Raw genomic sequence first — 412 nt, forward strand, 5'->3', positions numbered from 1 at the left:
AAATTGCCAGGCGATGGCTGCGCCGATGCCCTTGGAAGCGCCGTTAACGATGGCAACCTTGCCATTGAGCTCATTCATGATCTTTCTCCTGTTGCCGCTGCTCGAGGTATGAAGGGTGTGCAGGTGCGGTGAACGAGAGATAGTTGATGCGCCAAAGCTGAGGTATTGAGACCGAAACCATATCATATATACGTCTTACGCATGAGTGATAGGCTACAGCAGCTCGCGCTTTTTGTGAGAACCATCGAAACCGGCAGCTTTTCAAAGGCCGCCCGGGAGTCTGGCCTGTCACAGCCGTCGGTGTCGCGCGCGATCGCGGCGCTTGAAGAGCGCCTCGGCGTGAAACTTCTGTTACGCACAACCCGTCGCATCACCCCCCCCGATGCCGGGCAGGCGCTGCTGATCCGCGCGC

The 412-nt window shown here is 58.0% G+C and carries 1 protein-coding gene; it reads left to right on the forward strand.

Features of this window, described 5'->3' with window-relative positions; genetic code table 11:
* Nucleotides 1-201: 201 nt before the first annotated feature.
* Nucleotides 202-412 (forward strand): LysR family transcriptional regulator (locus EOC83_RS32640; RefSeq protein WP_164762443.1); only part of this gene is annotated, 211 nt, incomplete at its 3' end.

The organism is Mesorhizobium sp. Primo-A, assembly GCF_003997175.1.
GTDB lineage: Bacteria > Pseudomonadota > Alphaproteobacteria > Rhizobiales > Rhizobiaceae > Mesorhizobium > Mesorhizobium ciceri.